Source organism: Amaricoccus sp., from assembly GCF_017995835.1.
Classification (GTDB): Bacteria; Pseudomonadota; Alphaproteobacteria; order Rhodobacterales; family Rhodobacteraceae; genus Amaricoccus.
In genome coordinates, this window is record NZ_JAGOID010000037.1 from 1 (window position 1) to 22,796 (window position 22,796).

At 70.8% G+C, this 22,796-nt stretch carries 18 protein-coding genes and 1 pseudogene; 8 read left to right on the plus strand and 11 right to left on the minus strand.

The annotated features are described in order from the left end of the window. The 5 genes from KBA23_RS07865 to KBA23_RS07885 form a co-directional block, all read left to right on the plus strand. Positions 1 to 789, plus strand: a 789-nt coding sequence (locus tag KBA23_RS07865) for an alpha-isopropylmalate synthase regulatory domain-containing protein (RefSeq protein ID WP_290739024.1), incomplete at its 5' end; no start/stop codon positions are given. Positions 790 to 917: 128 nt separating this feature from the next. Then, positions 918 to 1,406, plus strand: a complete 489-nt coding sequence (locus KBA23_RS07870) for a VOC family protein (protein ID WP_290739026.1) — start codon at positions 918 to 920, stop codon at positions 1,404 to 1,406. Between the two features lie 195 nt (positions 1,407 to 1,601). After that, a complete protein-coding gene (gene carB / locus KBA23_RS07875; RefSeq protein ID WP_290739028.1) occupies positions 1,602 to 4,895 on the plus strand; it encodes a carbamoyl-phosphate synthase large subunit in 3,294 nt (1,097 codons plus the stop codon). A 63-nt stretch (positions 4,896 to 4,958) separates the two neighbouring features. Further along, positions 4,959 to 5,948: a hypothetical protein gene (locus KBA23_RS07880; RefSeq protein ID WP_290739030.1), complete on the plus strand. Its 990-nt coding sequence runs from the start codon at positions 4,959 to 4,961 to the stop codon at positions 5,946 to 5,948. Positions 5,949 to 6,132: 184 nt separating this feature from the next. Next, positions 6,133 to 6,582 carry a hypothetical protein gene (locus KBA23_RS07885; RefSeq protein ID WP_290739032.1) on the plus strand — a complete coding sequence of 150 codons (450 nt, stop codon included), beginning with the start codon at positions 6,133 to 6,135 and terminating at the stop codon, positions 6,580 to 6,582. A gap of 25 nt (positions 6,583 to 6,607) precedes the next feature. On the opposite strand, the gene KBA23_RS16840 is transcribed toward KBA23_RS07885, so the two are convergent. Beyond that, positions 6,608 to 6,940 carry a DUF2442 domain-containing protein gene (locus tag KBA23_RS16840; RefSeq protein WP_366935302.1) on the minus strand — a complete coding sequence of 111 codons (333 nt, stop codon included), beginning with the start codon at positions 6,938 to 6,940 and terminating at the stop codon, positions 6,608 to 6,610. On the opposite strand from KBA23_RS16840, the gene KBA23_RS07895 reads away from it, so the two are divergent. From KBA23_RS07895 to KBA23_RS07905, 3 genes are all read left to right on the plus strand, one after another. After that, on the plus strand, positions 6,905 to 7,150 hold the full coding sequence (locus tag KBA23_RS07895) for a type II toxin-antitoxin system ParD family antitoxin (RefSeq protein WP_290739035.1): 246 nt from the start codon (positions 6,905 to 6,907) through the stop codon (positions 7,148 to 7,150). The genes KBA23_RS16840 and KBA23_RS07895 overlap by 36 nt on opposite strands. 376 nt (positions 7,151 to 7,526) lie before the next feature. Further along, positions 7,527 to 8,327: an RNA methyltransferase gene (locus tag KBA23_RS07900; protein ID WP_290739038.1), complete on the plus strand. Its 801-nt coding sequence runs from the start codon at positions 7,527 to 7,529 to the stop codon at positions 8,325 to 8,327. A 157-nt stretch (positions 8,328 to 8,484) separates the two neighbouring features. Next, entirely contained in the window at positions 8,485 to 8,973 is a 489-nt protein-coding gene (locus KBA23_RS07905; protein WP_290739041.1) for a CoA-binding protein, read from the plus strand. An 18-nt stretch (positions 8,974 to 8,991) separates the two neighbouring features. On the opposite strand, the gene KBA23_RS07910 is transcribed toward KBA23_RS07905, so the two are convergent. The 10 genes and pseudogenes from KBA23_RS07910 to KBA23_RS07955 all read right to left on the minus strand — a co-directional run bounded on the left by KBA23_RS07910 (position 8,992) and on the right by KBA23_RS07955 (position 22,591). Next, positions 8,992 to 10,650, minus strand: coding sequence for an MFS transporter (locus tag KBA23_RS07910; RefSeq protein WP_290739044.1), 1,659 nt, complete (start codon positions 10,648 to 10,650; stop codon positions 8,992 to 8,994). A 356-nt stretch (positions 10,651 to 11,006) separates the two neighbouring features. Then, positions 11,007 to 11,862, minus strand: a pseudogene (locus KBA23_RS07915) (IS256 family transposase); the annotation flags it as partial. A 249-nt stretch (positions 11,863 to 12,111) separates the two neighbouring features. After that, on the minus strand, positions 12,112 to 13,347 hold the full coding sequence (locus KBA23_RS07920) for a glycosyltransferase (protein WP_290739047.1): 1,236 nt from the start codon (positions 13,345 to 13,347) through the stop codon (positions 12,112 to 12,114). Then, a complete protein-coding gene (locus tag KBA23_RS07925; RefSeq protein WP_290739050.1) occupies positions 13,347 to 13,997 on the minus strand; it encodes a hypothetical protein in 651 nt (216 codons plus the stop codon). Before KBA23_RS07925 ends, KBA23_RS07920 begins: the two co-directional genes overlap by 1 nt. Before the next feature lie 4 nt (positions 13,998 to 14,001). Next, positions 14,002 to 14,796: a CatB-related O-acetyltransferase gene (locus tag KBA23_RS07930; protein WP_290739052.1), complete on the minus strand. Its 795-nt coding sequence runs from the start codon at positions 14,794 to 14,796 to the stop codon at positions 14,002 to 14,004. A 23-nt stretch (positions 14,797 to 14,819) separates the two neighbouring features. Continuing rightward, the gene (locus tag KBA23_RS07935) at positions 14,820 to 16,118 is read right to left on the minus strand and encodes an HlyD family type I secretion periplasmic adaptor subunit (RefSeq protein WP_290739055.1); all 1,299 of its coding nucleotides are present in this window, start codon (positions 16,116 to 16,118) and stop codon (positions 14,820 to 14,822) included. After that, complete coding sequence (locus KBA23_RS07940) at positions 16,115 to 17,845, minus strand: type I secretion system permease/ATPase (protein WP_290739058.1); 1,731 nt, start codon at positions 17,843 to 17,845, stop codon at positions 16,115 to 16,117. Before KBA23_RS07940 ends, KBA23_RS07935 begins: the two co-directional genes overlap by 4 nt. A gap of 5 nt (positions 17,846 to 17,850) precedes the next feature. Then, a complete protein-coding gene (locus tag KBA23_RS07945; RefSeq protein ID WP_290739061.1) occupies positions 17,851 to 19,137 on the minus strand; it encodes a glycosyltransferase family 4 protein in 1,287 nt (428 codons plus the stop codon). Continuing rightward, positions 19,134 to 21,347 carry a hypothetical protein gene (locus KBA23_RS07950; protein ID WP_290739064.1) on the minus strand — a complete coding sequence of 738 codons (2,214 nt, stop codon included), beginning with the start codon at positions 21,345 to 21,347 and terminating at the stop codon, positions 19,134 to 19,136. The genes KBA23_RS07945 and KBA23_RS07950 overlap by 4 nt, the downstream gene beginning before the upstream one ends. Further along, positions 21,344 to 22,591, minus strand: a complete 1,248-nt coding sequence (locus tag KBA23_RS07955) for a glycosyltransferase (protein WP_290739067.1) — start codon at positions 22,589 to 22,591, stop codon at positions 21,344 to 21,346. The genes KBA23_RS07950 and KBA23_RS07955 overlap by 4 nt, the downstream gene beginning before the upstream one ends. Between the last annotated feature and the right edge of the window lie 205 nt (positions 22,592 to 22,796).

A 22,796-nucleotide genomic window follows, 5' to 3' on the forward strand; every position in this document is an offset into this window, starting at 1 on the left:
CACGACATCATGCCGTACCGGACCGGGATCGACACCACGAAGATCATGCAGGCGAGCCGGCTCGTCGCCACCGTCTCGGGTTTCCCGGTGCAGTTCAACAAGGCCATCGTCGGCAAGAACGCCTTCCCCCACGAGAGCGGCATCCACCAGGACGGGATGCTGAAGAACGCCGAGACCTTCGAGATCATGCGGCCCGAGGACGTGGGCCTCAACGCCACGTCGCTCGTGATGGGCAAGCATTCGGGGCGGGCGGCGCTGCGGGCCAAGCTCGGGGATCTCGGGTTCCAGCTCGGCGACAACCAGCTCACGGACGTCTTCGTGCGGTTCAAGGCGCTCGCCGACCGCAAGAAGGAGGTCTACGACGACGACCTCGTGGCGCTCATGCAGGACCAGGGCACCAACGCCGCCAACGACCGGGTGCAGGTCAAGCGGCTGCGGGTGGTGTGCGGCACCGAGGGTCCGCAGTCGGCGGAACTCACGCTGACGATCGACGGCGAGGACCATTCGGTCGATGCGACGGGCGACGGGCCAGTCGACGCGGCTTTCGCGGCGGTGAAGATGCTGGTGCCGAACGCGGCGCGGCTGGTCGTCTATCAGGTCCACGCGGTGACCGAGGGCATGGACGCCCAGGCGACGGTCAGCGTGCGGCTCGAGGAGGACGGCAAGATCGTCACCGGCCAGTCGGCCGACACCGACACGGTCGTCGCCTCGACCAAGGCCTATGTGAACGCGCTCAACAAGCTCATGGTGCGCCGCCTGAAGACCGCGCCCGACGCCGCCAGCGCGTGACGGCTTCCGGGGCGTCCCACTCCCACTGTGGGACGCCCATCTATTGACTGATTTCATTGGGCAAAAGAGTTAATGTGAGAGTTATCCACAGGCCCCGGGGCAATTCGTCGCCCGTCAAGGTTGGTGACATGGAGGGTGACGTCGACTTCGGTTTGCGGATCGGTCATGTGAACCTCAAGGTGTCGGACCTCGATCGCTCGATCAGGTTCTACGCCGAGGTTCTGGGGCTGGAGCTGCGGCAGAGGATCGGAATCGGCGGCGCCTTCCTCGCGGCCGGCGGCTACCACCACCACGTCGGGCTCAACACCCTGAGCAGCCTCGGCGGCCTTCCTCCGCCTGAGGGTCACACCGGATTGCATCACGTCGCCTTCGTCTATCCGGACCGGCCGAGCCTCGCGCGGGCCGTCAGGCGCGTCCTCGGGCACGGGATCGTCCTCGTCCACAAGGCCGACCACGGCGTCAGCGAGGCGGTCTATTTCCATGACCCCGACATGAACATGATCGAGATCTATCGGGACCGGCCTCGGTCCGAATGGCCCGAGAACCCCGACGGAACCCTTGCGATGACCAACGACGCGCTGGATCTGGACGACCTTCTGGCCTCGGCCGACGGATAGCGAGCGGAGATCGCCGGCGCCGGGCGAGCGCAAGGGGCAGGAGCCGGCTGCGAGAAATCGCGTCGCGACGCGCTCCCGCCTACGGGGCGAATGCGCTTGCGCCGCCGTGCCCCGCTCTGTAACCCCCGCCGTCAGCCGATCTCCTCTCCCGTCCGCAGCCGCCCGGGCCGCGGACCCGCGCGCGCGAAGGCCACTATGCCGAAACGTACCGACATACGCTCGATCCTGATCATCGGGGCGGGGCCCATCGTCATCGGCCAGGCCTGCGAGTTCGACTATTCCGGGGCCCAGGCCTGCAAGGCGCTGCGCGAGGAGGGCTATCGGGTCATCATCGTCAACTCCAACCCGGCGACGATCATGACCGATCCGCAACTCGCCGACGCCACCTACATCGAGCCGATCACGCCGGAGGTGGTGGCGAAGATCATCGCCCGGGAACGCCCCGACGCGCTCCTGCCCACCATGGGCGGCCAGACGGGCCTCAACACCGCGCTGAAGCTCGCCGACATGGGGGTGCTGGAGGAATACGGCGTCGAGCTGATCGGCGCCAAGCGCGAAGCGATCGAGAAGGCCGAGGACCGCAAGCTGTTCCGCGAGGCGATGGAGCGGATCGGGCTCGAGAACCCCAAGGCCACCATCGTCAACACCATGGCCGAGGCGATGGACGCCATCGAGTACGTGGGCCTGCCCGCCATCATCCGTCCCGCCTTTACCCTCGGCGGGACGGGGGGCGGCGTCGCCTACAACCGTGAGGACTACGAGCGCATCTGCAAGTCCGGGCTGGCCGCCTCGCCGGTCAGCCAGATCCTCGTCGACGAGTCGCTGCTCGGCTGGAAGGAGTTCGAGATGGAGGTGGTCCGCGACAGGGCGGACAACTGCATCATCGTCTGCTCGATCGAGAACGTCGACCCGATGGGCGTGCATACGGGCGACAGCATCACCGTGGCGCCGGCGCTGACGCTGACCGACAAGGAATACCAGATGATGCGCAACGCCTCGATCGCGGTCCTGCGCGAGATCGGGGTGGAGACCGGCGGATCGAACGTGCAGTTCGCCGTCCAGCCGGAGACCGGGCGGCTCGTCGTCATCGAGATGAACCCGCGGGTGTCGCGGTCCTCGGCGCTGGCGTCGAAGGCTACCGGCTTCCCGATCGCCAAGATCGCCGCGAAGCTCGCCGTCGGCTACACCCTCGACGAGCTCGACAACGACATCACCCAGGTCACGCCCGCCTCGTTCGAGCCGACGATCGACTATGTCGTGACCAAGATCCCGCGCTTCGCCTTCGAGAAGTTCCCCGGCGCCGAGCCGCTGCTCACCACCGCGATGAAGTCGGTCGGAGAGGCCATGGCGATCGGCCGCAGCTTCCATGAATCCGTGCAGAAGGCGCTCTGCTCGCTGGAGACGGGGCTGACCGGCTTCGACGACATCGACATCCCCGGCGCCCCGGACCGCGACGCCGTCACCCGCGCCCTCTCCGCGCAGACCCCCGACCGCCTGCGCCTCGCCGCCCAGGCCATGCGCCACGGCCTCTCCGACGACGACATCCACGCCGTCACGAAATACGACCCGTGGTTTCTCGCCCGCATCCGCGAGATCGTCGACGAGGAGGCACGCCTGATCCGCGACGGCCTGCCGCGCGAGGAGCACGCTCTGCGCCGGCTCAAGATGATGGGCTTCTCCGACGCCCGCCTCGCGACGCTCACCGCCCGCACCGAGGCCTTCGTGCGCGGCGAGCGCCAGCGCCACGGCGTCCGCGCCGTCTTCAAGCGCATCGACACCTGCGGCGCGGAGTTCGAGGCGCAGACGCCCTACATGTACTCGACCTACGAGGCCGAGCACGGCGGCTTCGTCGAATGCGAGAGCCGCCCCTCGGATGCGCGCAAGATCGTCATCCTCGGCGGCGGCCCGAACCGCATCGGCCAGGGCATCGAGTTCGACTACTGCTGCTGCCACGCCTGCTTCGCGCTGTCGGCGGCGGGCTACGAGACCATCATGGTCAACTGCAACCCCGAGACGGTGTCGACCGACTACGACACCTCGGACCGGCTCTATTTCGAGCCGCTGACGTTCGAGCACGTGCTCGAGATCCTGCGGGTGGAGCAGGAGAACGGCACGCTGCACGGCGTCATCGTCCAGCTCGGCGGCCAGACGCCGCTGAAGCTCGCCGACGCGTTGCAGGAGGCCGGCATCCCGATCCTCGGCACCACGCCCGACGCCATCGACCTCGCCGAGGACCGCGAGCGGTTCCAGGCGCTCCTGCGCCGCCTCGACCTCAGGCAGCCGCGCAACGGCATCGCCCGCACGCCCGAGGAGGCCGGCCGTGTCGCCGCCGAGATCGGCTACCCGCTGGTGATCCGTCCGTCCTACGTCCTCGGCGGCCGCGCCATGGAGATCGTCCGCGACGAGGCGCAGCTGCATCGCTACATCGCGACCGCCGTGCAGGTATCGGGCACGAACCCGGTGCTGCTCGACAGCTATCTCGCCAACGCCGTCGAGGTCGACGTCGACGCCCTCTCGGACGGCCATTTCGTCCATGTCGCCGGCGTCATGGAGCATATCGAGGAGGCGGGCGTGCATTCCGGCGACAGCGCCTGCTCGCTGCCGCCGCACTCGCTCTCCGATGCCACCGTCGCCGAGCTTCGCCGCCAGACCGAGGCGATGGCTCGGGCGCTGGGCGTCGTCGGGCTGATGAACGTGCAGTTCGCCATCCAGGGCGAGGACATCTACGTTCTCGAGGTGAACCCCCGCGCCAGCCGCACCGTGCCCTTCGTCGCCAAGGCCACCGACAGCGCCATCGCCGCGATCGCCGCCCGGCTGATGGCCGGCGAGCCGCTGGCGAACTTCCCCCAGCGCCCGGCCTACCCCGAGGGCGTCGGCCCCGACGACCCGCTGCCGCTGGCCGATCCGCTGACGCTCGCCGACCCGCGCACCCCGTGGTTCTCGGTCAAGGAGGCGGTGCTGCCCTTCGCCCGCTTCCCCGGCGTCGATCCCCTGCTCGGCCCGGAGATGCGCTCGACCGGCGAGGTGATGGGCTGGGACCGCAGCTTCCCGCGCGCCTTCCTCAAGGCCCAGCTCGGCGCCGGCATGGACCTGCCGCTCGCCGGCCGCGTCTTCGTCTCGGTCCGCGACGCCGACAAGACCCCGGCGCTCGCCGCGGCGGCCCGCGACCTGCGCGAGATGGGCTTCGGCCTCGTCGCCACCCGCGGCACCGCCACCTGGCTCGCCGCCGAGGGCGCGGCATCAGAGGTGGTGAACAAGGTCTACGAGGGCCGCCCGAACGTCGTCGACCGCCTGAAGAACGGCGACATCGCGCTGGTGTTCAACACCACCGAGGGCAAGCAGTCGCTGGCCGACAGCCGCGACATCCGTGCCGTGTCGCTGATGGACAAGATCCCCTACTTCACCACCGCCGCCGCCGCCATCGCCGCCGTGGCGGCGATGAAGACGCGGGGCGAGGGGGAACTGGAGGTACGGACGTTGCAGGGTTGAGGCGAGTTTGACCCGCTTGCCATTTCACGTAAACTAGCGGCCTAGTGTGATCGCAGGACAATGATGGGCATCATAAAGCGACTTTTCATGAAAGAAGTACCAGAACCGAAAAGTGTCCTGTCGTTACTACAGCGTATCAACCGTCGAGCTGAAGACCTTTCCCCTGAGGAGCAAGCTAAGAGTTTTGTTTCTCGTGACGTTATATCTGAAGCGCTTCTTCGGCGCGACAGTCGTATTCTTTACGGGCGTAGAGGTACTGGGAAAACACATATACTCTCGTTCGTAAGCGATAGAATGCGTGACCATGGTGATATTGTTATCTCTCTTGATTTAAGAACGATTGGTTCAAATAACTCAATATACTCAGATACCTCTATCAGCGTTGCTTCACGTGCTACCCACCTGATACGTGACCTTACCGCTGCTCTATCTGAGAGTATTGAGGATGTCTATACAAGGGGGCACCCGGCGCTTTGCGATCCTAAGATTGGCGACGAGATTTCCAAACTGGCGCAAAGCGTAAGGGAGTTGCTTGTCGTAGAAACTGTGGAAGAGAAAGACACTTCGGCGTCAAGCATCGACAAGGGCGGCTCTGTACGCGTGGACGGCAAAGCTGGGTTGCTTGATCTTTCAGTCACCGGGTCTGGAGAGGGTCGCGTTGATACGGGATCTCAAAATTCGCGCGAGCGTGTCGTTAGGGGAGTGCCGAAGAGCTCAATTCGAATTGGCTCTATATTTGGCGCTTTGAGTTCTATAGCGAAATCCACAGATCGCCGCATCTGGATCTTGCTCGACGAATGGAGCACTGTTCCAGAGGTGCTGCAGCCGTTTCTGGCGGATGTTATCCGGCGAGCCTTTCTTCCAATCCAAAACGTTACGGTTCAAATTGCCGCTATTGAGCACCGGTCCAATTTTCGTATTGATGAGGGGGAGAACAGGATTGGATTCGAGCTTGGTTCAGATATCTCAAGTGACGTGAATCTTGATGATTTTTTCGTGTACGATCTGAATCCGCAACCAGCAGTCGCATTTTTTCAAAGACTTGGTATTTAAGCACCTCACCGCCCTTTCCGAAGTCGGCGAGTTTTCGTGCCGTGCACCGCAAGAAGTGGTCTCCCAAGGTTTCACTCAGGAGAACGTATTTAGTGAGATCGTTAGAGCGTGTGAAGGGGTTCCAAGAGACTTCATCAATATTCTTCAATTGGCAGCAACTAGGGCGCGCGGCGAGAAGATAAGCATGCCTGACGTTCGATTGGCAGCGAAGGACTGGTACGAGCGCGACAAGGCGCGAAACATTGATATCAATCCCCTCGCCCAACAGTTGCTTGAATGGATCGTTCAAGAGGTAATTTCGCAAAGAAAGTGCCGTGCCTTTATGCTGGAAATTACAAAAACCGATAGCATAATCGAGCTACTTTTTGATGAACGAGTTCTTCATATTGCCAAAAGATCTTATTCAACTAAAGATAGGGCTGGGGTGCGATATCGGCTTTGGAAAATCGACTACGGATGCTATGTTGATCTCATGAGCACTGCAAATGCACCCGCTACTTTCATTGCAATGGATGTTGAGAACCCTGAGCATTTTGATTTTGAAGTGCCTGCTGATGATTTTCGTGCAATGAGAAGAGCAATTCTCCATATCGAAGAGTTTTACAATAGTCACCCCGCAAACAATGAGTTGTAGTGTGCTTGCTTGCATACACCACCCTTCAAGCCGCCTCGCCCCCGACTCGTCCCCGATCTCCCCGCCCGGCCAGTAGGCCCGTGACCGATACATCCTCGTCCAGCGCCTCCCGGTGCAGCCCGAGCGGGCTGATCTCCACCGCCGCGCGCGCCGCCGGATCGGCCCGCAGCAGCCGCGGAAACCACGCCGGCGGCACGCCGATCACCCGCCCGTCCGACAGCGACCCACATCGTCTCCGCGTCGAAGCGCACCGTCTCAGGCGAAACGCCCACACCTCGGCCTTACCCGTTGCGCGACTACCATCGTCTGGTATCCCATCGCCATGAGCAAGAACACCTCGATCATCCTCGGCGCCCACCTCCTCGGCTTCGTCGAAGCCCAGGTCTCTGCCGGCCGCTTCAGTTCCGCGAGCGAGGTGGTCCGCGCCGGCCTGCGCCTGCTTGAGGCGCACGAACTCAAGCTCCAGGCCCTCCGCGACGCCCTCGCCGAGGGCGAGGCCAGCGGCCCCGCCGAACCCCTCGATCTCGACGCATACCTGGTGGCCAAGCGCGCGTCGCGCGGGGCGTGACCCGCCCGCCCCTCTATCGGCCGCGGGCCATCGCCGACATCGGGGCGATCTGGGATTACACCGCCGACCGCTGGGGGGCCGCGCAGGCCGACCGCCTATGCCGGCGGGCTCTTGAAACGACTCGCGGACCTTTGACCTTTGACGATTTTATCGTGTATACTCAGATAGTTACCCTATCTATCACGCGTGTTAGGCGTGTTGGAGCGGTTGGCGAGGCGATACTGGAGAGCATTGTCGCGGTCGACCAGCCGGCGCTCCGGTCGAAAAGCGCGGCCAGGGCCCCATGCACATGGTTCTGGCATTGTTGCGGTCCCGCGCCTTGCGCGCGGCGTCCGGGGGCGGCAATCTCGGCGCGAACGAAGCGGGATGCGCGGGATTGGGCAGGAAGCCGGACTGGGCCATCGACCGGGACCGGGCGCGCCGCATCGCGCCCGCCGAGACGGTCTGGCTGTTCGGGCTTCACGCCGTGCGCGACGCGCTCGCCAATCCTGCCCGCGAGCGGCGGCGGCTCGTCGTCACCCGCAACGCCGCCGAACGGCTCGCCGACGCCATCGCCGCGGCCGGGATCGAGCCGGAGATCGCCGATCCGCGCCGGTTTCCCGCGCCGCTCGATCCGCAATCGGTCCATCAGGGCGCGGCGCTCGAGGCGGCGCCGCTCGACTGGGGCTCGGTCTCGGAGCGCTGCGCCCCCCGGGGCGCGGCGCCGGTCGTCGTGCTGCTCGACCGGGTGACCGATCCGCACAACGTCGGCGCGGTCCTGCGCTCGGCCGAAGTCTTCGGCGCGCGGGCGGTGATCGCGCCGGCGCGGCATTCCGCGCCCGAGACGGGCGCGCTCGCCAAGGCCGCCTCCGGCGCGCTGGAGCGCCAGCCCTACCTGCGGCCGCCGAACCTCGCCGCCGCGATCGGCACGCTGCGCGACATGGGCTACTTCGTCGTCGGGCTCGACGGGGCGGCGGAGACAGCGCTGGAGCCGGCGGTCGACGCCGCCCGCGGACAACCGCTCGCCATCGCGCTCGGGGCCGAGGGCGCCGGGCTGCGGGAGCTGACCGGAAAGCTCTGCGACCGGCTCGCCCGCATCCCGGCGGCCGGCGGGTTCGGCTCGCTCAACGTCTCGAACGCCGCCGCCGTAGCGCTCTACGCGGCGGCGCGCGCCCGCGGGCAGGAGGGCAAACCATGAGATCACGTTTTGCGGCGGAGCCTTTCCGGGGACGCCCGCGCTACCCATATGTGAGACGAAGCAGCTGGATTGGAACTGCCCTGCTTCATCTCACTGTCCCTCGTTCCGACTGTGCGCCCGGTATTCGCCGGGCGCCTTTTTGTTGAGGGAGGGCGGGATGGCGACGGGTCCCGACGACGAGACGCTGCGGGCGATCTTCGCGCGGACGCGGACGATCGCGGTGGTCGGGGTCTCGAAGAACGAAATCCGCCCCTCGTTCTACGTGGCGCGCTACCTCCGTCTGAAGGGATTCCGGGTGATCCCGGTCAACCCCGCCTATTCCGGCGAGATGTTGCTCGGGGAGCAGGTCTATCCCGACCTCGCGAGCCTTCCGGCGAACCTCGGCCCCATCGACATGGTCGACATCTTCCGCAGGTCGCACGATGCCGGGAGGGTCGTGGACGACGCCCTGGCGCATCTGCTCGATCGCGGGCTCACGACGATCTGGATGCAGATCGGCGTGATCGACGCGGCCGCAGCGGAACGGGCGCGGGCGGCCGGCCTGACCGTGGTCATGGATCGCTGTCCCAAGATCGAATACCAGCGGCTGCACGGCGAACTGCGCATGGGCGGTTTCGCCACCGGCATGATCTCCTCGAAGCTCTGAGCGAAGGTCCGCGGCGGCTCAATGCGGATCGAGCGGATGGGCGCCGCGGTCGTGATGGTGAAGGTTCGCCGACGGCAGCCAGCGGGTCTGGCGCACGAGGCGGCGCCGGACGATCGGGAGATCGGGCCCGGCATGGAGCGCGCGCAACCGGTCCACCACCTCCCCGTCGGCCTTTGTGGCGCGCTGGTGGTGGCGCAGGTAGTCGATCCAGGTGGCTGTCTGATAGAACTCGACCCAGATCTCGGGGTCGGCGAGGTCGCGCATCAGCGTCCAGTGGCGTGCGCCGTCGCGCTGGCGCATGCGCTGGCGCTCGGCCATCGCCTCGAGAAATTCCGGCAGGTCCTTCGTGCGGATACGATACTCGACCGTGATCGCCACCGGCCCGCTGCGTGGTTGCAGGTCGACCCCCAGCGCCGGTTCGCGGAAGCGGTCGAGCGGCGCGAGGTCGAGTTCGCGCCGGTCGGGCAGCGGCGCCGCGAGGCCGGCGAGGCCGCCCGCGAGAAGGCCGCCGGCGGCGACGAGAAGCGCGAACTCGACGCCGCGCGCCTCGGCGAGCAGCCCCCAGGTCCAGGCGCCGAGCGCCATGCCGCCGAAGACCGCGGTCTGGTAGAGCGCGAGCGCCCGGCCGACCACCCAGCGCGGGGTGGAGAGCTGCACGGTCACGTTGAAGAGCGACAGCGCCAGCACCCAGGCGGCCCCGCCGAGCATCAGCCCCAGCCCGGTCGCCCAGGCGAACGGGCTGAGCGCGGTGGTCGCCGCGGCGACGGCGAAGGCGGCGAAGGCGATGCGCACGATCCACTCAGCCGAAAGCCGCCCGCGCAGCCGCGTCGCCAAGAAGGCTCCGCCGATCGCGCCCACCCCGAAGGCGCCGAGCAGGAGCCCGTAGGTCAGCGCGCCGCCGGCCACGAGATGACGCGCCACGATCGGCAGCAGCGCCAGCACCGCGACCGAGGTCAGGCCGAAGAGGAAGCCGCGCAGCAGCACCACCCCGATATGCGGCGACATCGCGACGTAGCGCAGCCCCGCCCCCATCGCCTGGCCGAGGCTCTCGGGCGGCAGCGTGCGCGGCGGGAAGGCCGGCCGCCACAGGAGGAGCGCGGCGATGATCGCGAGGTAGCTCGCCGCGTTGGCGGCGAAGGCGGCGGCGGCCCCGGCGGCGGCGACGATCCCGCCGCCGATCGCCGGCCCGACGCTGCGCGTCAGGTTGAAGCCGACGGAGTTGAGGGCGACGGCGGCGGGAACATCCTGGCGCGGCACGATGTCGCCGACCGTCGCCTGCCAGGACGGGTTGTTGAGCGCCACGCCGCAGCCGATCATGAAGGTGAAGCCGAGCAGCAGCCACGGCGTCAGCAGCCCCGCCCAGGCGCAGAGCGCCAGCGCCGCGGAGACGGCGAACATGCCGACCTGTGCCGCGATCATGACGCTGCGGCGATTGAAGTTGTCGGCGATCGCCCCGGAGGCGAGCGAGAACAGCATGATCGGCAGCGTCGTCGAGGCCTGGACCAGCGCCACCATGTCGGCCGAGCCGGAGATCGTCGTCATGGTCCAGGCCGCGCCGACCGCCTGGATCAGGCCGCCGAGGTTGGAGAACAGGCTGGCGATCCAGAAGGTGCGGAAGGTCGGGTTCGCGAGCGGCGCGAGCGCCCCGCGACTGCCGCTTTCCGCCTGCGCGTCCATCGCCCGTCCCTCCCGAGCCGGCGCTTCCCGGCGCCGTCTGCCCCGGTTTAAGCGCGAAGCCGGCACGACGGGCAAGCGGCAATCCGTGGCCGGACCACCGGAGCCCCGTCCCGCGGCGCGTCAGGGTTCGGCGGGGGCAGTTTCAACTGCCCGCCGATCGTGTCACCGGACGTGGTGTAGCTGGCCGGGGCCAGCGCGAACTCCGGCGAGGCCGGGCCGGTCAGTCTGCGGGGGGCAGGCCGACGATGGGATCATCGGCGATGGGAGCGATGGTCTCATACCGGCGGGCTCATGAAACGACTCGCGGACCTTTTTTGACCTTTGTGACTTTTATCGTGTGTACTCAGGTAGTTATCCTATCTATCACGCGTGTTAGCCCGTGTTGCGCCGGGTAGCATGGTAGACTCGCGGGTATCAAGGGTCATGTAGCGGGAGCGCTGGACGGCCCACTCGTCGTTCTGCTCGAGCAGGATGGCGCCGACGAGGCGGGTGACGGCGGCCTCGTTGGGGAATGCCGACGACCTCGGTGCGGCGCCTGACCTCGCCGTTGACCCGCTCGAGGGGGTTTGTCGAGCGCAGCTTCGAGCGGTGCCGGGCCGGGAAGGTCATGTAGGCGAGGACGTCCTCCTCGGCGTCGCCATCAGGGTGGCGAGCTTCGGGACCTTGGGGCGGATCTGGTCGGCGACGCGGCGCCACTGCTGCTTCGTGCTCGTCGCGTCGTCCTGGGCGAAGGCGGTGGCGACGAAGGCGGAGACGACGCGGCGGCCGTTCCTGCCGGCGTGGGCCAGGGCGTTCCGCATGAAATGGACGCGGCAGCGCTGCCAGGTGGCGTTGAGGATCTTCGAGACCGCCGCCCGGATGCCCTCGCGGGCGTCGGAGATGACGAGCTTCACCCCGCGCAGGCCGCGGCGGGCGAGCTTGCGCAGGAACTCCACCCGGAAGGGCTCGGCCTCCGATGGACCGATGTCCATGCCGAGAACCTCGCGCCGGCCGTCGGTGTTGACGCCGACCGCGACGATCACCGCCACCGAGACGATCCGCCCGTTCTGCCGCACCTTCAGGTAAGTGGCGTCGATCCGGAGGCGAACCTTGTCGCGCCATCGGTCCGAGCGACAATGGCGAGCGCCAGTCGCCTTCGAGCGGCCGCTCGAGGAACCGCGTCACCCGCTCGTCGATCTCCGCGCAGAGCCGGCTCACCTGGCTCTTGGAGACGGCGTGGATGCAGGCCCGCCTCGGATGACGGCTGTCATTTATTACGTCCAGCCGTTTCGACCTCCGGGGAGCGTCGGGGGAGCGGATTTTCCTGGGTTCCAGTCGGAACTTACGATGCCATGAAAACTCCACAATCTAAATCACCTGCTGACACAAGCGGCCATTTCCAGGAACCAACCGGGGCCTCGAATCCCTTCGCCCGCTCCAGATCTCCGTGCGGGGCGCCTTTTGCGTGTCCGGGGGGCGGCGTCAGGCCCGGAGGGAATCGAACAGGGCGCGCTTGAGCGGAAGGTGACGGCGCTCCGTCAGGCCTGCGAGCACGGTCTCGCGGGCCCGGCGGCGGCGGCGGGCGCCGCCTGCCGGATCAGCGAGCGTGGCGAGGACGCCTTCGGCGATCGTCGCGGGACGGGCGAGATCGACGAGGGTCGCCGCCTCGGCGTCGGCGAACTCGCGGACCGGGGCGGTGTCGGAGAGGACGAGGGCGCAGCCGGCGCTCATCGCCTCGATCATCGACCACGACAGCACGAAGGGCACGGTCAGGTAGACATGCGCGTCCGAGCGGCGCAGCAGGCGCAGGTAGTCGGCGCGGGGCAGCTTGCCGGTGAAGCGCACCCGCGCCGGGTCGAGATCGTGCTCGGCGAGGGCGCGCGCCTTCCAGTCGACGCGGCGCAGCGCGTCGCCGCCATAAGCGACGCGGTTGTCGCCGGCGATCACCGCGACGGCGCGCGGGTCGGCGGCGAGGATGGCGGGCAGCGCCGCCATGAACTGCGGGAAGCCGCGGTGAGGCTCCATGCCGCGGGTGGCGTAGGTGACGACGCGGGCCTCGGGCGCGACGAGCCCGTCGAGCGTGTCGCCGGCCGCGCCGGGCTCCGGGGCGAAAGCGTCGGCGTCGACGCCGTCGTGGAGGATGGAGAGGTCGTGGCGGAAGACCTTCGGGAACTGCGCCGCCTGGAAGCCGGTCGGGCAGATCGCGGCGTCCGCGGCGGCGAGGTCGATGGCGATGGGGGCGTTGCGGGCGCGCTCGTGCATCGCGGCCTCGACGGCGGTCTCGGGGCCGGCCCTGGGTGCGCGTCCGTCGAGCGCGGCGAGGTAGGCGACGTCGACGCCGGGGTGGCGGTACCACCATTCGCAATAGGCGACGAAGGCCGCCTCGGGGAAGACGTCGCGGGCGAACATTCCGGCGCCGCGGCCGGAATGGGCGACGACGATATCGGGGCGGTAGCCGTCGCGGCGGGCGGCGAGCGCGGCGCGGACGAAGGCCTGGCCGTTGATGGCGGCGCGGTCCATCGGCTGGGCGCAGGGATGCGTGCCCGGCTGCGGCGCGCGGTGCGGCGCGTAGCGCAGGATGCGGAAGCCCCCCGCGCCGGGCGGCGCTGCCGCGGCGGTGGCGAAGGCGACGTCCCAGCCCTCTCCCGCCAGCCAGCGGCCGAGCGCGCCGAACTGGCCGGGGAAGGCGTCGTGGACGAAGAGGATGCTCGGAGCCATCAGCCGGCCCACAGCGAGAAGAGGCCGAGCGCGAGCGAGCCGCAGGCGATGGCGAGGGCCGCGCCGGCGACGAGGCGCACGCCGCCGGCGTCGCGGCGGGGCGGCGGCTCGACCGCCGCGAGCGCCGCCTCGATGCGGATCTGGGTCAGTTCCAGCCTGGCGGCGAGGTCGATGAGCGCATGGTCGGGGCCGGGGATCGGCTCGGGGATCGGTTCCGGGACCGGGCGGGCGGCGAGGGCGCGCAGTTCCTCGTAGATCCGTTCCAGCAGGCGGCGGTCCGGGTCGGGCGCGGAGATGGTCGCGCCGGCCCGGCGCAGTTCGGCGGTCGCGCCGTCGGCGCTGCGGACGCGGACACGGAGCGTGAACTCGAACCCAGGCTCGAGCGGCGGGTCTATCGGAACGGAGAAGCCGTAGCGGCCGCTTCCCACGCCGCCGCGCGCGAGGTCGCGTCGCTCGCGGTCGGCGCGAACGCGGGCGACGACGACGCCCTCGCGCAGGACCTCGGTCTCGACGGCGGCGGCCGCGTCGGTTCGGTCGATCGCCCAGCCGGAGACCCGGTCGGCGCGCAGGATGTCGATCACGCCGTAGAGGCGGGGCCCGCCGTCGGCCGTCTCGGACGGCTCGGCGGGGACGGGCAGGGGGGTGGCCATCGGTTCAGCCCGCCTCAGCCAGCGCCGGCGTCAGTTCCGCGGCGAGGCGAAGGCCGTCGCAGAGATCCTCCGGGGACACGACGCGGCCCTGCCAGGGCGTGACGTCGCCCGAGGCCACGCGCGCCTCGATGACGTCGAGGGTGGTCTCGATCGCGTCGAACGGCGCCTCGAACAGGTCGTAGATCGAGAAGCGCCACCATTCGAGGGCGAGGAGCCGTTCCACCACCGCTTCGGGAAAGCGCAGGCGCAGGACGCGGCCCGGCGTGCCGACGACGATGGCGTAGGGCGGCACGTCGCGCAGCACCGTGGCGCGGGCGCCGATGATCGCGCCGGCGCCGATGGTCACGCCCGCCTTGATGAAGGCGCCCTGGCCGATCCAGACGTCGGGGCCGAAGGTGGTGACCGGGCAACTGCCGGCGAAGGGGCGCCTGCCGGCCTTGATGCGACCACGGTTCGCCGGCGCGACGAGGTCGTCCCAGCCATTCACCTGTGGGAAGTAGGCGGTGCGCGAGGTGGTGAGCCAGTCGGTCGGATGCTCGTGCGGACCGACGGTCACGCCGGAGGCGACCGAGCAGTAGCGGCCGAACCGGGCGTTGTTGATCGTGCCGCCGGAGAGGTTGCAGAAGGCGCCGACGTCGATGAAGGCGCCGTGCGGCACGGTTGAGATGATCGAGGTCGGCCACTCGATGCGCGAGGCGGCATCCATCCGGCCGGTCTGTCGCAGGCCGGGCAGGCGCAGGCCGGCCTTGTCGAGCGCGGCCAGCGCGGGGCCGGCGAGGGTGACGGCGGTGCTGGGCATGGCGTGTCCTCCGGTCGTTGGGTTCATTCGTCGCGCATCGCGCGGTTCATGTGGCGCATGAGCGGTTCGAGGAAGTAGTCGCCGGCCCGGCGCTCGCCGGTGCGGATGGCGACCTCGACGGGCATGCCGGCGGTCAGCTCGACGCCGCCGAGCGCGGCGACGGAGGCGGGGTCGAGCGCGACGCGGGCCTCGAAGTAGGGTTCGCCATCGCGCTCGTCCTCGAGAAGGTCGGCGGAAACGTAGATGACCTCGCCATCGACGGTCGGGGCGACGGCGCGCTTGAAGGCGGTAAGCCGGACCTTGGCCGGGCGGCCGACATGGACGGTGTCAATGGCGTCCGGCGGCAGGCGGGTCTCCGCCACCAGCCGATCGCCGTCGGGGACGATCTCCATGACCGGCGCACCGGTGGCGACGACCGCGCCGGGGCTGACGATGTTCACGTGGACGACGAGCCCGTCCTGCGGGGCGCGCAAGCGGCTGCGCTCCAGCACGTCGGCGGCGGCGCGCAGTTCGGCCTCGACGCCGGCGAGCGCGCGTCGCGCCTCGACCTGGCGCTCGCCGATCTCGACGAGCCGGCCCTGCTCCAGCGCGCGCCGCTCGGCGCCGGTGCGCGCGATGCCCTCGCGGGCGGCGGCGGCGAGGTTGCGCGCCTCGTCGCGGTCGCCCTCGAGGAGCGCGGTGGTGCGGGAGAGTTCGAGCAGCTTCTGGCGGGGAGTGGCCCCCTTGGCGACGAGGCTTTCGGTGCCGGCGCGCTCCTCGCTCCAGATGGCGAGCTGGCGCTCGGTGGCGGCGGCCACGCCTTCGTTGGCGGCGACCTGGGCGCGCAGTTCGTCCATCTGCCGGTCGAGGGCGGCGAGCTGGGCGGCCTGCGCCCGCGCCCGTGCGTCGAAAAGCCGCGCTTCCGCCAGCGCCTGCGGCCCGTGTGGTTCCGGCGCCGCGGCCGGGTCGAGCGTCGCCGCGCCCGCCTCCTCGGCGGCGAGCCGCCAGATCTCGTGGCGGAGCGCGTCCCGGTCGACGGCGAGCCGGGCGATGGCCGCCTCGACCTGTGTCGCGTCGAGCGTGGCGACGACCTGCCCGGCGCGCACGCGTTCGCCCGGCTTGACGAGCAGCGCGCGCAGGATGCCGCCCTCGAAATGCTCGACCGTCTTGCGCTGGCTTTCGGCCAGCATCACGCCGTGGGTGACCACCGCGGCGTCGAGCCGGGCATACATGCCCCAGCCGACGATGGTGGCGGCGAGGCAGGCCATGATTAGCAGCGCCGTGCGGAACGGCCCGGCATAGCTCGGGCCCGTCTCGCCCGGCATGCGCTCGAGCGCCGTCATGGCCGGGCCCCGGCGAGCGCTGCGACCGCGGCAGGGCCGCGCGACGGGCGGCGGGGGGCGAGGGTGGCGAGCACCTCGGCGCGGTCGCCGATCTGGGTCACGACGCCCTCCTTGAGGATGACGAGCCGGTCGGCGCGGTTCAGCACCGACATGCGCTGCGCCACGACGAGCACTGCCGCGCCGCGGGCGCGCGCCGCCTCGATCGCCGCGATGAGCGCTGCCTCGCCCTCGGCGTCGAGGGCGGAGTTCGGTTCGTCGAGGACGAGGAGCTTCGGGTCGCCGAAGAGCGCGCGGGCGAGCGCGATGCGCTGGCGCTGCCCGCCGGAGAGCCGCGCGCCGCCGTCGACCAGCCGGGTCTCGTAGCCCTCGGGAAGCCGGCCGATCAGGTCGTGGACGCCGGCGAGGCGCGCCGCGGCCACGACCTCGGCCATGCCGGCGTCGCGGAAGCGGGCGATGTTCTCGCGGACCTTGCCGTCGAGCAGGCCCGGATCCTGGGGCAGGTAGCCGACCGCCTCGCCGAAGCTGCCGCGCTCGTGGGCGAAGGTGCTCTGCCCGTCGAGGTAGACGCCGCCCTGGGTCGGGGCCCAGAGGCCGACGACGAGCCGGGCGAAGGTGGACTTGCCGGCGCCGGAGGGGCCGACGACCCCGACCATCTCGCCCGGGTCGAGCCGGAACGAGACGTTGCGCAGGAGCGGCCTGTCCTGGCCGGGCGGTACGTAGGTCAGGCGGTCGACGACGAGTGTCGGGGTCGCGACCGTGACCGGCGCGCGCGAGCGTCCGGAGGCGCCGCGCTCCAGCAGTTCGCGGATGCGAGCCGTGGCGCCGAACGCGTCGAGCCATTGCCGCCAGCCGTCGATCAGCTGCTCGAAGGGCAGGAGCACGCGGGCGGTGATGACGGCGGCCGCGATGATGGTGCCGGGGCTCGCCTCGCCGTTCACCACCAGCGCCGCGCCGGCGCAGACCACGGCGATCTGGAGCGCCGTCCGCAGCATCTTGGCGAAGGCCGCCAGCGCCTTGGCGACGCCGCGGCCGTGTTCGATGTCCTTGAGGGCGCGGGCTTGGGCCCGGCTCCAGCGGGCCGCGACCGCCGGCAGCATTCCCATCGCCGAGATCGCGTCCGCGTGGCGGATCGCCGCCGCCGTCTCGATCTGCACCGCGCCCGCCGCCGCGTTCGCCCGGGCGGCAGGGCGGCGGGCCAGCACCTCGACCGCGACGGAGGTCGCGGTGAGGAGGAGAGCGCCCACGAGCCCGATGGTCCCGTAGAGCGGATGCAGGAGATAGAGCGCCGCCAGGAAGAGCGGCGTGACCGCGAGGTCGGCGGGGAGCGCGATCGCGCCGCTGGCGATGAAGGAGCGCATCTCGCCGAGGTCGCGCATGGCGCCGGCGGCCGCCGCGGCCCCGTGACGCAGCGTCGTCTCGACCGCCGCCTCCATCACCGGCCGCCCGAGCCGCGCCGCGACGCGGCCGGCGAGGACCGTGAAGATCCGGCCGCGCAGGTAGTCGAGCGCCGCCTGGAACAGCAGCAGGACGCCGACGATCGTGGTCAGCGCGATCAGCGTGTCGAAGTTCCGCGTGCTGATGACGCGGTCATAGATCTGGATGGTGTAGAGCGGCATCGCGAGGTGCAGCAGGTTGATGAAGAGGCCGACGAGCGACGCCGCGCCGGCGCCGCGCCACAGCTCGCGCAGGGCGTCACGGTAGGCCTCCGCGGGCTCGGGCGCGCGCACGGGGCTCAGCCCGCCGCCTGCGTCGCGGCGCGCCCGGCGCGGCGTTCGACGAGCCGCTCGAACAGCGCGGCGTGGCGGCGCGCGCTGTCTTCGGCCGAGGTCGGTGGCTGGATGCCGCCGCGGAGGCGCTCCCAGAGGCCGGGCTCCTTCAGCGCCCGCGTCATCGACGCCGCCAGCGCCTCGGGGTTCGACACCCGGAAATGCAGGCCGTCGACCTCGTGGCGCACCTTCTCCGCCATGCCGCCGATGTCGGAGGCGATGATCGGGCGGCCGTGGTGGAACGCCTCCTGGATCACCACGGGGGCGTTTTCCCACCAGGTCGACGGCACGATCGTCCAGTCGACCTCGCGCATCAGCCCGGGCAGATCCTCGCTCTTGTAGCTCCCCATGAAGCGCAGCCGCCGGCCGGCGACGCGGAACAGCTCCTTGACGGCGGCCTGGAACTCCGCCGGCTGGTGCTCGAGATTGCCGCCGAAGACGTAGAGGATCGCGTCGCCCCAGACGTCGTTCGGGATGCGCGTCACCGCGTCGACCAGCACGCGGATGCCCTTGAACGGGTTGAGCTGGCCGAAATAGGCGAAGCGGTCGCGTCGCCCGCCCTTCGGCAGCGGGCGGGCGGGGGCGACGGGTCCGCCCTCGAGGCCGTTCTCGATCATCACGAGCTTCGCCGGCGGCAGGCCCCAGTCGGCGAAGCGGCGGAGCAGGAAGCGCGAGGGCGAGACGAAGGCGTCCACCTCGGCGAAGAACGACTTCAGGAACAGTTCGCGCCGCATCAGGTTCGCCGGCCCGATCTCCGGGAAGCACATGCCGCAGTCCGAGGCCGAGGCGCGCGAGCACAGCGCCCCGGAGCGCGCCTTGATCATCTGGCCGTGATGAGCGCAGATCGGCAGGTATTCGTGCAGCGTCATCACGATCGGCACGTCGCCGAGCGCGCGGCGCGTCGAGCGCAGCGCCTGCACGCCGAAGCCCATCACGTGGTGGAAGTTCACGACGTCCGGCCGGACGTCGGCGAGGTAGCGCTCGAAATGGTCGACGAGCGCGCCGAGGTCGCGGGCGCCGAGGTTGAACCAGTCGAAATCGTCCGCCCACCACAGCGCCTCGTCGGGCGCCTGGCCGAGCGACATCAGCGGCGTGGCGCGGTGGCGCGCCACCGGCGGCCCGACGCCGGCGAGATAGCGCGCGTCCCAGCCCTCCAGTCCCTTGAGGCCCTGGAACAGGTTGTAGGACGCCACCTGCGCCCCGCCGATCGAAAAGGCGGGGTGGGCGTGGCTGAGCACGAGGGCGGTTTTCATCGTGTGCGTTCCCGGACCGACAGGCCGCGACGGGCCAGAAGGGCGGCGTCGATGCGCCGGATCAGCCGCGTCTCGTGCGCCTCGGCGGCGTCGAGCGGGGCCTCGATGAGCCAGAACGTCACCGCGCCCGAGCACCAGCTCGTCACCCCCGCGCTCGCGAGGCGCTCCCCGAGATCGACATGGGCGAAGTCGTCGCCGAAGAGCCTTCCCTCGAAGCCGCCGGCGGTCTCGATGGCGGCGCGCGGCGCCAGCATGATCTCGGCCGCGCCGCAGGCCGCGCGGCGCGGGCCGCCGCGGGCGAGGCGGGCGGCGCTGAAGCCGGCGAGGCTGCATCCGCCGGCGGGGTCGTGTTCGCGGCCGGCGCCGAAGAACACCGAGCCGTCCTCGTAGACCAGCGCGGGCGAGAGCGCCGCCGGGCCGGGCAGGCCGGCCGCCTCGGCCTCGAGCGCGGCGAGCCAGCCCGGGCCCTGCGGCAGCGCCGCTGGCGTCCAGACGAGGATCTGCGGCGCGTCGCTCGCGGCGAGCCCGAGGTCGAGCCGCGCCGCCCGCCCTGCGCCGTCGGCTGCGAGCGTCAGCGCGCCGGTCAGGCCGTAGAGATCGAACGCCGCCTTGAGCGCCGGCAGCGCGTCGGCCGCCGCGGCGCGTGGGGCGACGAGCGTCAGGTCGAGCGCCGTCGCCTCCGGCGCGCCGGAAAGGAGCGCCATGACCGGTTGCAGCTCGGCGAGGCTGGCGAAGGGGACGAGCGCCGTGGTCGCCCGTCCCGCCGGCCCGCCGCCGAGCGGGATGGCCCGGTCGCGCGACGCTCGCCGGCGCGGCGCGCGCGGCGGCACGCCGGCGAGGAAGGGCGCGACGTGCTCCTCGACGATGCGCTCGACCTCGGGTCCCGCGGCCGCGAGCGCGGCGAGGACCTGCGGCAGCCTCTCCGGCCCGGCGGCTTGCGCCGCCGTCACCGGACGGAACAGGCAGGTGCCGTCGTCGAGCACGATCTCGAGGTAGATCCGGGTATCCGCGGTCATTTCCGGTTCGGCCGGGACATGCGCCACGAAGCCGTGCATGGCGTCGCGCGGGTCGAGCCGCCCGGCGAAGCGCGGGTCGGCGCCAAAGCCGTCGATCAGGTCGGGCCGGGGCAGCGGCAGCAGGATGCGGTCGAGCCGCGCATAGAGGTTCGCCGTGCTCTTGACGAGCAGAAGCTCCGCCCGCCGCTCCGGGTCGAGCAGCCAGCCGATGACGAGCAGCCCACCGTCGGGCGCGCGCAGCACGAGATCGAGGGCGGCGGCGATCGGCTCGGCGGTGCCCGAGAGCGTATCGGTCCCCTGGAAGCGGGGGCGGCAGACGCGGCGGAACGCGGCGCCGGCTTCCTCGGGCGCGACGAGGCGGGGCAGCATGTGGGCGACGTGCTCGGTCGCCGCGGGGCCGTCGAGCCGCAGCGCGTCGCGAACGACGTCGAGCCGCAGCAGGCGGCCGTCCTTCTCGAAGAACACCGCCTCGAGCGCCGCGGCCGTGTCGGCCGACCAGAACTTGCCGAAGATGCAGACGCCGCGGGCGGGGGCGAGCAGGTCCTCGCGCTCGAACTCGGCCACCTCGACCTCGATCGTCCCGTTGGCGTCGGGCTCGGTCAGCGTGGTCCGGCCGGGCGCCAGCGACATCGACCAGCCCTGCGCGACCAGGCCGCCGGTATCGGGCGCGGCGAGGATCTCGACGAAGCCGTCGCGCTCGGCCGCCGCGGCGACGAAGGCGCGCAGGAAGGCCCGGCGCGCGTCGAGGGTCTCGGGGCTTGCGTCCCGGTCGTCGGCGAGCGCCGAGGCGACGAAGGCGATGGCGCCGCGGGCCTCGCGGCCGGCCCGCCGCACGAACGCGGCGAGCGGCCCCGGAGCGACGTCGAGCCGCGGCGCGGTCGCGAAGCGCCAGTCGCTGCCGGTGGCGCGGACCTCGGCGCCTGGGGCCGGGGCGAACCCGGTGAGGGCGACGCCGCGCCAGAGGCAGGCCTCGTCCTTCCAGACATGCGCCCGCCACGGCGTGAGCGCGCCGCCCTGGGCGAGCACGCCGGCAGAGGGCGGGGCGGTTTCGGCGCCCTCGAAGAACAGCACCGCCCGGCCGCCCGCGATCAGCGCCGCGCCGCAGTGCGGCAGGGCGACCGGCGGCGTCGGCGTCGGGTCCGGCGTCGACATCGGGGCCGGGGCCGGGGCGAAATGCGATCCGTCGGGGGTCATGCGGCGATCCGGCGCAGGAGGCGGCGATACAGCGCGAGGTGCGCGGCGACGAAGGCGGCGTGGTCGGCGGGGCGCTGCGCCGCGGCGAGCCGCGCCCACAGCGCCGGGTCGGCGGCCGCCGCGCGCATCGTCTCGGCGAGGGCGACGGGATCGCCGGGCGGCACGTGGAGCCCGTCGCGGCCGTTCGTCACCTGCTCCGCCATGCCGCCGATGCCCGAGACGATGGCGGGGCGTCCGGCGGCCCGCGCCTCGGCAAGGACCAGCGGCGCGTTCTCCCACCAGAGCGAGGGCACGACGATCCAGTCGGCCTGCCGCATCAGCCCGATCGCTTCGTCGCGCCCGTAGGGGCCGGCGAGGCGCGCGACCGGGCCGGCCGCCGCCAGCGCGGCGTCGAACGCGCCGCGGAAGATGTCGTCGGCCCAGCGCAGGCCGCCGTGGATGGTCACGGACACGTCCTCGCCCGCTTCGCGGAGCCGGGCGGACGCTTCGAGCAGCGTGAGCGGTCCCTTGTGGGGCAGGACGTTGCCGAAGAAGGCGAAGCGGTTGCGTCTGCCCGGCCGCGGCGGCGCCTCCGGCGGGGCCGCCACGGCGACGGCGTTCGGGACAATCTCGATCCGCGCCGGGGCGATGCCCCAATCCACGTAGTGGTCGCGCAGGAAGGCGCTCGGCGCTACGAAGGCGTCGACGCCGGCGAGCATGGCCTGGATCTGCGCCTTGCGCAGCGCATGGCGCACCGCGCCAAGCTCGGGGAAGCAGCGTCCGCAGGCGTCCGGCGAGGCGCCGCCGCAGCGGGCGCCCTCGGGGCGCGTCAGCATCAGGCCGTCATTGGCGCAGATCGGCGCGTAGTCGTGCAGGGTCAGGACGATCCGGCAGCGCGGCGACAGCCGGCGCAGCGCCGGCACGATCTCCGCGCCGATGCGGTCGACGCCGTGGAGGTGCACGACGTCCGGCCGCACTGCCGCGAGCGCGCGCGCGAGTCCCTCGACCCAGTCGGCGCCGTCGAGCCGGGTCATCGCGAAGCGGTCGTAGGCGCCGGTGCGCAGGACGAGGTCGTCGCCGCACGCGCCGAGCGCGCCGGGGGCGGCGTCCGGGCGCTGCAACGAGGTCGCCGCGACGAGGAGCCGCGCCATCACCCCCGGTTCGGCGCCGAGCGAGCGGGCGAGATCCTGCGCGACGATCTCCGAGCCGCCGGACGTCCAGTCCGCATGGTCGTGGGCGATCTGGAGGACTCTCATCTGGCGCATGCCCCTTCATCGCTGGCAGGGCTGAACGAACTCTTGACGAGAGAGGCGAGCGCGAGGTCGTCGGCCTCCGCCTCGATCCCGCGCGGGGGGGGGGGGCGGGGGGGGAGAAGGCGGCGACGAAACGGGACCGGGACCCCGGGGCCGTCCCCCCGGGGGGGCCCCGCCCGCCGCCCGACGGGGAGGGCCGGGCGGGGGGGGGCGGGGC